Here is an 8,339-nt window from a genome sequence, read left to right as displayed (position 1 = left end):
GGTCGACGTCGTCGCCGGACGCCTCCGGCTCACGCCCGAGGCGATGCCGCTCGACGAGGGGGCGGCGGCGCTGAGCCGCGTGGTCACCGGCCGGGCCGGCGGCCGCAAACTCGTCCTGCTGCCCTGACCCGCCCCCCCACCGGCCCCGCGGGTATCGTCCGCCCCGGCGGAACCGTGCGACGCGGGGCGAGAGCCGCACCCCCGCGGCTCTCGCCCCGCGCCGGCTCCGTCGGGATCGGCTCGTTTCGGCGAAGGTGGGCCTGGGACGCAGAGACGGGCCTGTGCCCTCCGTGGCCGTAGAGGCGTTTCGCCATGGTCCTGACCCGCGAGGGGGCGGCGGACACCCTATGTAGCGGATCGGCCACAACCGGCACAGGGTGGCCCGCTCGCCGCCGTCATGCCTGGTAGGGGATCTCGGCGAACAACGTCGTCCCCTCGCCGGGCCGGCTGATGATCTGCAAGCGCCCGCCGAGGGTGTGGACGCGGTCGGCGAGACCGGTCAGCCCGGACCCGTGGTCCGGATCCGCGCCGCCGGCGCCGTTGTCGCGGACGGACAGCCGGACCAGGTCCTCCTCCACGGTCAGATCGACCCGGATCGCCGTCGCGTTCGCGTGCTTGGCCGCGTTGGTCAGCGCCTCGGAGACGACGTAGTAGATGCTCACCTCGACACGTTCGGGCAGCCGGGTCGTGCCGCCCATGGTGAGCTCGACCGGGACGGACGAGCGGCCGGCGAGCGCGGTCAGCGCGGCCTTCAGGCCGCCCTTGGCCAGGATCGCCGGGTGCAGGCCGCGGGAGATCTCCTGGAGTTCCGCGAGCGCGTCCTCCACGCCGTGCGCCGTCGCCGAGAGCCGGTGTCGGGTCTCGTCCAGCTCCGGCGGCAGGGCGACCTCGATGCCCCGGATGTCGAGAGCGATCGTGACCAGGTGCTGCTGCGTACCGTCGTGCAGATCGCGCTCGATGCGGCGGCGGGTCTCGTCCGCGGCGGCGACGACCCGGGCGCGCGAGGCGATCAGGTCGGCGTGGCTCTGGGCGTTCGCGATGGCGGCGGAGGCCAGTTCGGTGAAGTCGTGCATCCGCCGTTCGGTGTCGGGCGGCAGCGGCTCCTCCGTGCTCGCGGAGGCGATCGCGATGCCCCACAGGAAGTTCCCGACCATGATCGGACAGCCGACGGAGGAGACCACCCCGCGATCGCGCAGCCGCTTGGACAGCACCCCGTCGCCGGTGTAGGCGTTCACGCGCGCCGGCGAGCGCGTGCGGTGGACCAGTTCGGTGACGGTTCCGGGTTCCAGCACCCAGTGCGAGCCGTGCTCCACGATTCCCTGGTAGTTCCAGCTTCCGGCGGTGACCACCGCCGTGTCGTCCGGGCGGTAGCGAACGATCACGGTGTGCTCCACCCCCAGGTTCAGGCCCATCTCGCGGGCGACGGCGTCGAAGACCTCCGTCGGCGGGGCGCCGCGCGCCACCAGCGTGGCCAGATGCCGCAGCGAGGTCTGCTCGTCGACGATCCGCTGGAGCTGGTCTCGGCTGACGCGGAGCGCGTCCGCCACGCGCTCGCGCTCGTGCGCGGCCTCCAGCAGCAACTCCAGGGAGGGCACCGCGCGGTCGCGCAGCCGCCGGAGCGTGGACCTGGTCAGGTCGGCGGGGACGACGAGGGTGGCGAGCGTCCCGTCGCCGCGGAGCGGGAACGTCACATGCCCCTCCCGGGGGCGTACGGGGCCGGGCTCGATCGAGGCCGACGACAGGCCGAGCGTGCGGGCCAGTCCCCGGGCCGCCGCGGGCATCGCGGTCCGCAGGTCGGGGGTGCGCAGCAGCAGCCGGGCCAGCGTGGCGGACAGGTCGGCGTCGACCCGCGCGTCCACCTCGCCCGCCAGCAGCCGCGTCAGGCCGCAGACCGAGCAGGCCAGCACCGCCACGATCGCGTAGGCCGCGAAGTTGGCGAGGAGCACGATCCACGTGTCGTACGGGTTCGGTGTGGCCACGGTGACGTATGCGCCGAAGGCGACGGCACTGGCCGCCGCCGCCACCAGACCCAGCCCCAGTCCCCAGATCGCGGAGATCAGCACCACGCCGAACAGGTAGACCACGTCCAGCGACAGGACCGTCGTGACCTTGCTGAGCAGGGCGACGAGCAGAGTCTGCGCCAGGACGCACACCACCAGCACGAGAACGCCGAGCGGCACCGATGGGCGCGTCCGGCGTCGCAGAAGCACGAACAGGCTCCAGCGCATACCACATGTTATCGGTCAGACAAAACTCTCGATTTTGACGGCCGAATCTTCGGGGCAGGTCGTCCTGCCAGAGAAAACAATCTCTGTCGGTATTATCCAGAATCCGGGGACCTATTGACGGCCGCCCAAATTTGGATCCAAAATTGCGGCTTCGCGCACCCCCTCGTGAGGAGAGGCCGTGACCTTTTCGTTCCTCAGCCACCTGGAGTGCTCACGGACGGGCGAGCGCTACGACGCCGGCGTCCTTCAGGGCACCTCCGCCGCCGGGGCGCCGTTGCTCGCCCGGTACGACCTCGGCCGCGTACGGGACGCGGTGACCCCGGACGACATCGCGCGCCGGGAGCCGACCCTCTGGCGGTACCACGAGGTCCTGCCCGTACGGGACCCCGAGCGCGTCGTCAGCCTCGGCGAGGGGATGACGCCCCTGCTGCCCCTGCCCGCGTACGCCCGCCGCGCCGGGCTGAACCGCCTCCTGATGAAGGACGAGGGCCTGATCCCCACCGGAACCTTCAAGGCGCGCGGCGCGGCGGTCGGGGTCTCCCGCGCCGCCGAGCTGGGCGCCAGGGGCGTCGCGATGCCGACGAACGGCAACGCCGGCGCGGCCTGGGCGCTGTACGCCGCGCGGGCGGGCCTGGGGAGCCTCATCGCGATGCCGGACGACGCGCCGCCGATCACCATGGCCGAGTGCCGGGTCGCCGGGGCCGAGCTGTACCGCGTCGACGGCCTCATCGGCGACGCCGGACGGCTCGTCGGCGCCGCGGTGGGGGAGCGGGACGGCTACCAGGAGGTCTCCACCCTCAAGGAGCCGTACCGGCTAGAGGGCAAGAAGACCATGGGCTATGAGATCGCCGAGCAGCTCGGCTGGCGGATGCCCGACGTCATCCTGTACCCGACCGGCGGCGGCGTCGGCATCATCGGCATCCACAAGGCGCTGCTGGAGCTCAAGGAGCTCGGCTGGGTCACCGGCGACCTGCCACGCCTGGTGGCGGTGCAGGCCACCGGCTGCGCGCCGATCGTCGAGGCGTACGAGAACGGGGCGGAGGAGAGCACGCCGTTCCCTGGCGCGCGCACGGTCGCCTTCGGCATCACGGTGCCCAAGGCCCTCGGTGACTTCCTCGTCCTGCGGGCGGTCCGCGAGACCGGCGGCACCGCGGTCGCGGTCACCGACGAGGAGCTCCTCGCCGCCCAGACCGAGCTCGCCGAGCTGGAGGGCGCCTTCATCTGCCCCGAGGGCGCGGCCTGCTTCGCCGCGCTGGGGACGCTGCGCGACGGCGGCCACCTCGACGCCGACGACGAGGTGGTCGTGCTCAACACCGGCGCGGGCGTGAAGTACCCCGAGACCGTACGTGTCGACGTGCCACTGCTGGCCAAAGACGGCCGCATCCCCGCCCGTGGCTGAGGGGATTGGATCCGACTCCGACACCTACGCGGTCTACCGCAACATCGTCGACCAGCTCCTGCGCCGGGACCCCAGAACGCAGGCACTCGTGCCGTGGATCGCCACGTCCTGGCGGTTCGCGATCCGGCGCGGCGTGCGGTTCAGCGACGGCAGCCCATTCACCGCGGCGTTCAGCGTCAACCGGATCCTGGACAAGAGGTTCGCCGGCCGGCAGTTCGCCAGCTTCTCGATGATCGGCGAGGCCACCGCCGACGAGGGCGACCTGGTCATCCACACCACGGAGCCCGCGCCGACGCTGCCGACCTACCTGACCACGCTGTCGTGCCCGAGCGCTACGTCCGGCGGTTCGCCGCCAAGCCGGTCGGCTCCGGCGCGTACACGCTCGTCGCGGCGACGGCCGGATCCCAGGTCGAGCCGAAGGCCAACCCGCTATGGTGGCACGGGCGGCCCGGCGATCGGCACTACGCCGCGCCCTGGGCGCGGCACCGCCTCGTGCCGATGCGCCCGGCCTGGGGGACCGGTGACCGAAGCATCTTCGGAGCTGAACAGCCTGGTCCGCGGCCGTGCTCGAACGTTTGCTGCTGCCCGGCGAACGCGTGACGGCACGCCCGTTCGCCGAGCGGCTCGGCATCTCGCCGACCTCGGTCAAGGCGGCGCTCGCCATCCTCGAACGCGAGGGGTTCCTCGTCGCGCGCAAGCACTCGGGCTACTTCGTCGCCGAGATGACCGCCGCGGACATGCGCGACATCTACCGGCTGCGGGCGGCGATCGACGCCGTCGCCGCCCGCCACATCGCGCGGACCCGGCTCGCCGGCCTGCTCGACCGGCTCGGTGAGCTGATCGAGGGCCGGCGGGCCGCGCTGGAGGCCGGCGACGTCGAGACCTACGCCGAACTGGACCGTGAGTTCCACGCGCTCATCTGGCACGGCTCGGCCAACCGGCGCCTGACCGCCATCGCCGACCTGCTGACCGCCCGGCTGCGGCTCGGGCACAACCTCACCACCGCCGTCCCCGGACGTCCGCGGGCGAGCCTGGACGAGCACGTGGAGATCGTGGACGCGCTCCTGTCCGGCGACACCGCCGCCGCCGAACAGGCGGCCCGCCGGAACGTCGGTCAGGTCATCCGCGCGCTGGAGAAGGTGCTGCCCGAGCGCCTGCCCTGAGGGGCCGGCTCACCAGGCGAACGCCTCCGGAGCGGGGCCGGGGCCGGGGAAGATCGCGTCGACGCCGTCGAGGAACTCCCGTGGCAGCTCCAGCGCCACCGCCCGCAGCGCCGAGTCGAGGTGCTCCTGCGTGCGGGGGCCGATGATCGGCCCGGTCACGCCGGGCCGGGTGAGCAGCCACGCGAGCGTGGCCTCGCCGGGCCGTACGCCGTGCTTGTCGCACAGGTCCTCGTACGCCTGGATTCGTGCCCGCTGGTCGGGGTCGGCCAGGATCGCCGCCGCGCGCCCGGACGCCGAGCGCCGGCCCTCCTCCTGCTTGCGCAGGACACCGCCGAGCAGGCCGCTCTGCAGCGGGGACCAGGGGATCACTCCGAGGCCGTACACCTCGGCGGCCGGGATGACCTCCATCTCGGCCCGCCGCTCGGCCAGGTTGTACAGGCACTGCTCGCTGACGAGCCCGAGGGAGCCGCGCCGCGCCGCCGCCTCGTTCGCCCGGGCGATGTTCCAGCCGGGGAAGTTGGAGGAGCCGACATAGAGGACCTTGCCCTGCTGGACCAGGACGTCCATCGCCTGCCAGATCTCGTCCCAGGGCGTGTTCCGGTCGATGTGGTGGAACTGGTACAGGTCGATGCGGTCGGTGCCGAGCCGCCTGAGGGAGGCGTCGACGGCCCGGCGGATGTTGACCGCGGACAGCCGGTCGTGGTTCGGCCAGGCGTCGCCCTCCGCGGCCATGTTCCCGTAGACCTTGGTGGCCAGGACCGTCTTGTCACGCCGACCGCCGCCCTGGGCGAACCAGGTGCCGATGATCTCCTCGGTGCGCCCCTTGTTCTCGCCCTGGCCGTAGGTGTTGGCGGTGTCGAAGAAGTTGACGCCGGCGTCGAGCGCCGCGTCCATGATCGCGTGGGCGTCGGGCTCGTCGGTCAGCGGCCCGAAGTTCATCGTGCCGAGCACCAGCCGGCTCACCTTGAGCCCGGTCCGTCCGAGTTGCGTGTAGTCCATGACCACCCAGCCAATCAGTTCGGGCGGCCGTGGCACACCCCGGAGCGGTACCTGCGGGGGAGGGGGCCGGCGCTCACGAGGGACGCCGCAGGCAGGGTGCGGGGCGAAGGATCGGGGACGGCGCCGGATGACGGCGCCGACGTCCACCTGAGGAGACTCACCATGACTCGTTCGCCCGGTCCCCGCAGGGCCCTGGTCTCCGTCGGCGTCCTGGTCGCGCTCACCGCGACCGGTGCGACCGCTTCGGCCGGTGCGCCGGCGGCCGAGGCGCCGAAGGAACCAGGCCTGGTCGGCGCTGCGAGGATCTACTACGCCTACGCGCCCGATGACGACATCCGGTTCGACTTCGACGCCCACGGCTTCTACACCCGTGCCCGCGGTACGTTCCACTTCCGTCACAGCGGCGTCGGACCCGACGGCCGACCCGTGACCGGGGAGGCCTGGGGGACGGTGAGGTGCCTCGCCACCGGCGGCGACACCGCGACGGTGACCGGCACGATCACCCGCACCGTTCCGCCCGGCATCATGTCGGGCGCGGTCGGGTTCAGCGTGGCGGGCCGTGGTCGCCACCAGCGGCTGGGCTTCTCCTGGGGGGTGCTCGACTCTCCCGCCGAGCTGCCCCCGTGCTACGCGATCGCCCCGTTCGCCACCGTCACGGCCGGCCACTTCGCGGTCGATGACGCCCCCTTGCCGCCCGTCCCGGTGTGGCTCAAAGCGACGTCGGAACCGGCCCAAAAAATGTAGTGCACTGAAAGTTTGGAGTCGACTATAGTTCGGCTCATGTCAGAGGGGCTGCGGGAGCGGAAGAAGCGTCAGACGCGGCAGCGCATCTCCGACGTGGCCACCGGCCTGTTCGTGGAGCGTGGCTTTGAGAACGTCACGATCGCCGAGGTCGCCGCGGCGGCGGACGTGTCCGTCAACACCGTCTACAACTACTTCGTCGCGAAGGAGGACCTCGTTCTCCCGCCGGACGAGGCGTCCGCGCGGCGGCTCGCCGACATCGTGCGGCAGCGCGCACCCGGCGAGTCCGCCGCGCGGGCGGTGCTGGCACGGCTTCGTGAAGAGGCGCGCCGCCGCGACCGCAGCCTGGGGCTGACCGAGGGGTTCGGCCGTGTCTTCGAGATGATGCGGGCCGCTCCGACGCTGCTCGCCCGGCTGGAGGAGCTGGGCCGGCAGATGACCGAGGCTCTCGCCGCCGTACTCGCCGAGGAGACCGGAGCGGCGCCGGACGACCCGCGGCCGCGCGTCGTGGCCGCCCAGATCGGCTGGTTCCACGCGTTGGTCTTCGCCGAGATCGGCGAGCGCGTCACGGCCGGCCAGGGGCCCGACGAGATCGCCGCCGCGGTGCTCGCGCTCCTCGACACCGTCGAGGAGTTCCTCGGCGAACGCCTCCTCGCCTACGCCGTACGAGAGGACCGACCGTGTTCAGGGTGACGATCCGCGGCACGTTCGACGGACTGAGCGACGCCGACCGCGCCGCCCTGCTCGCCGGGGCCGACGCGTTCGTGGCCGCCTTCACGGAGGCCGGGACCTTCACCGGCGACGCCGGCCTGTCGGCGTTCACCTTCCGCTGCCAGGTGCCGGCCGATCCGGGCGACGGCGAGCGGGAGGCGACCGAGCGGGCCGTCGCGGCGCTGGACGCGCACGGGTATCCGTACCGGATCCTCCGGGTGGCGGTGACCGACATGCGCGACATCAAGATCCGCCGGAAGGGCCGGCGGCACTGATCACACCGGGCGCCGGTGCGAGGAGGCGGAAGAACGTGGCGACGATCGACCGGAACGTGGAGCGGGCCGGTGAGGCGATGCGGGCCTACACCCTCTCGGCCGACGGCTGGAAGGAGGGCCCGAGCGCGAATCTGCGGATGCTGCTGTCGGACCTGATGCACTGGTGCGACGCCACCCAGCACGACTTCGACCGGATTCTCGCCTCGGCGCGCAGCCGGTACGAGAACGAGGCGTGACCCCGGCCGGGTGCCTCAGGGGAGTGTCAGCTCCCGCTCGAACACGACGCGGTCGGTGGCGGGGCCGTCGTAGTCGGCGACCGGGCCGGTGACCGTGAAGCCCATCGCGGTGTGGAAGGCGATGGACCGCTGGTTCTGCGGAGACGTGATCGCCTTGACCTTCGTACGGCCCTCGGCCGCGGCGAGGCCGAAGAACCGCTGGTAGAGGCGGCGGGCCAGCCCACCGCGACGAGCGCGCGGCGCGACGCCGACGAAGTGGATGTAGGCCGCGTCGGGCATCGAGGGAGAGTGCAGCCCGATGAGGAACCCCGCCAGCCCGTCGCCGTCTTCGGCCACCAGACTCGTGCGGTGGAAGTGGTCCAGGAACAGGCGGGGCAGGATCACGCTGATCGGCCGGCCCCACCAGTCGTCCACCACACCGATGATGCGGTCGTAGTCGTCGCGTTCCGCAGGTCGCAGATGCGGGGTCATGGTCATGAATCTTTCCGGGCCGCTCGGCGGCTGTCCAGCGGCCCGCACGCGCTGCCCGTCAGGGGCTCTGCGCCGCGGGCCGCCGCCCGGTCCGTACGGCGGCCCGCGGGTACGCC

At 72.4% G+C, this 8,339-nt stretch carries 10 protein-coding genes and 1 pseudogene; 8 read left to right on the top strand and 3 right to left on the bottom strand.

Annotation, left to right across the window (positions count from 1 at the left end):
* Positions 1-395: 395 nt before the first annotated feature.
* Positions 396-2,228 (bottom strand): GAF domain-containing sensor histidine kinase, encoded by a 1,833-nt coding sequence (locus tag ACFFNX_RS34735; protein WP_378210151.1) that lies wholly within the window; start codon positions 2,226-2,228, stop codon positions 396-398.
* A gap of 178 nt (positions 2,229-2,406) precedes the next feature.
* On the opposite strand from ACFFNX_RS34735, the gene ACFFNX_RS34730 reads away from it, so the two are divergent.
* The 4 genes and pseudogenes from ACFFNX_RS34730 (at position 2,407) to ACFFNX_RS34715 (ending at position 4,790) form a co-directional block, all read left to right on the top strand.
* Positions 2,407-3,627, top strand: coding sequence for a threonine synthase (locus ACFFNX_RS34730; RefSeq protein WP_378210150.1), 1,221 nt, complete (start codon positions 2,407-2,409; stop codon positions 3,625-3,627).
* A pseudogene (locus ACFFNX_RS34725) lies at positions 3,575-3,901 on the top strand (hypothetical protein); the annotation flags it as partial. The gene ACFFNX_RS34730 and the pseudogene ACFFNX_RS34725, both read left to right, overlap by 53 nt.
* 47 nt (positions 3,902-3,948) lie before the next feature.
* Positions 3,949-4,227, top strand: a complete 279-nt coding sequence (locus ACFFNX_RS34720; RefSeq protein WP_378210149.1) for a hypothetical protein — start codon at positions 3,949-3,951, stop codon at positions 4,225-4,227.
* Positions 4,191-4,790 (top strand): GntR family transcriptional regulator, encoded by a 600-nt coding sequence (locus ACFFNX_RS34715; RefSeq protein WP_378210148.1) that lies wholly within the window; start codon positions 4,191-4,193, stop codon positions 4,788-4,790. Before ACFFNX_RS34720 ends, ACFFNX_RS34715 begins: the two co-directional genes overlap by 37 nt.
* Before the next feature lie 9 nt (positions 4,791-4,799).
* Here ACFFNX_RS34715 and ACFFNX_RS34710 read toward each other — a convergent pair whose 3' ends face one another.
* Positions 4,800-5,789, bottom strand: coding sequence for an aldo/keto reductase (locus tag ACFFNX_RS34710; RefSeq protein WP_378210147.1), 990 nt, complete (start codon positions 5,787-5,789; stop codon positions 4,800-4,802).
* A gap of 162 nt (positions 5,790-5,951) precedes the next feature.
* On the opposite strand from ACFFNX_RS34710, the gene ACFFNX_RS34705 reads away from it, so the two are divergent.
* The 4 genes from ACFFNX_RS34705 to ACFFNX_RS34690 are packed head-to-tail and all read left to right on the top strand — an operon-like array spanning position 5,952 to position 7,752.
* Positions 5,952-6,533, top strand: a complete 582-nt coding sequence (locus ACFFNX_RS34705) for a hypothetical protein (protein ID WP_378210146.1) — start codon at positions 5,952-5,954, stop codon at positions 6,531-6,533.
* Between the two features lie 36 nt (positions 6,534-6,569).
* The gene (locus tag ACFFNX_RS34700) at positions 6,570-7,223 is read left to right on the top strand and encodes a TetR/AcrR family transcriptional regulator (RefSeq protein WP_378210145.1); all 654 of its coding nucleotides are present in this window, start codon (positions 6,570-6,572) and stop codon (positions 7,221-7,223) included.
* The gene (locus tag ACFFNX_RS34695; protein WP_378210144.1) at positions 7,211-7,516 is read left to right on the top strand and encodes a DUF6204 family protein; all 306 of its coding nucleotides are present in this window, start codon (positions 7,211-7,213) and stop codon (positions 7,514-7,516) included. Before ACFFNX_RS34700 ends, ACFFNX_RS34695 begins: the two co-directional genes overlap by 13 nt.
* Positions 7,517-7,551: 35 nt before the next feature.
* A complete protein-coding gene (locus tag ACFFNX_RS34690; RefSeq protein ID WP_378210143.1) occupies positions 7,552-7,752 on the top strand; it encodes a hypothetical protein in 201 nt (66 codons plus the stop codon).
* A 15-nt stretch (positions 7,753-7,767) separates the two neighbouring features.
* Here ACFFNX_RS34690 and ACFFNX_RS34685 read toward each other — a convergent pair whose 3' ends face one another.
* Entirely contained in the window at positions 7,768-8,223 is a 456-nt protein-coding gene (locus ACFFNX_RS34685; RefSeq protein WP_378210142.1) for a GNAT family N-acetyltransferase, read from the bottom strand.
* Positions 8,224-8,339 lie beyond the last annotated feature (116 nt).

The sequence above is a fragment of the Actinoallomurus acaciae genome (assembly GCF_042429965.1).
GTDB lineage: Bacteria > Actinomycetota > Actinomycetes > Streptosporangiales > Streptosporangiaceae > Actinoallomurus > Actinoallomurus acaciae.
Note: the sequence above shows the minus strand (reverse complement) of the source record. Positions and strands in the feature narration are given on the sequence as shown.

Bases quoted from the DNA above. Each gene is read 5' to 3' on its own strand.
- ACFFNX_RS34735 (WP_378210151.1), bottom strand. From the start codon at position 2,228: ATGCGCTGGAGCCTGTTCGTGCTTCTGCGACGCCGGACGCGCCCATCG.
- ACFFNX_RS34710 (WP_378210147.1), bottom strand. From the start codon at position 5,789: ATGGACTACACGCAACTCGGACGGACCGGGCTCAAGGTGAGCCGGCTG.
- ACFFNX_RS34705 (WP_378210146.1), top strand. From the start codon at position 5,952: ATGACTCGTTCGCCCGGTCCCCGCAGGGCCCTGGTCTCCGTCGGCGTC.
- ACFFNX_RS34700 (WP_378210145.1), top strand. From the start codon at position 6,570: ATGTCAGAGGGGCTGCGGGAGCGGAAGAAGCGTCAGACGCGGCAGCGC.
- ACFFNX_RS34685 (WP_378210142.1), bottom strand. From the start codon at position 8,223: ATGACCCCGCATCTGCGACCTGCGGAACGCGACGACTACGACCGCATC.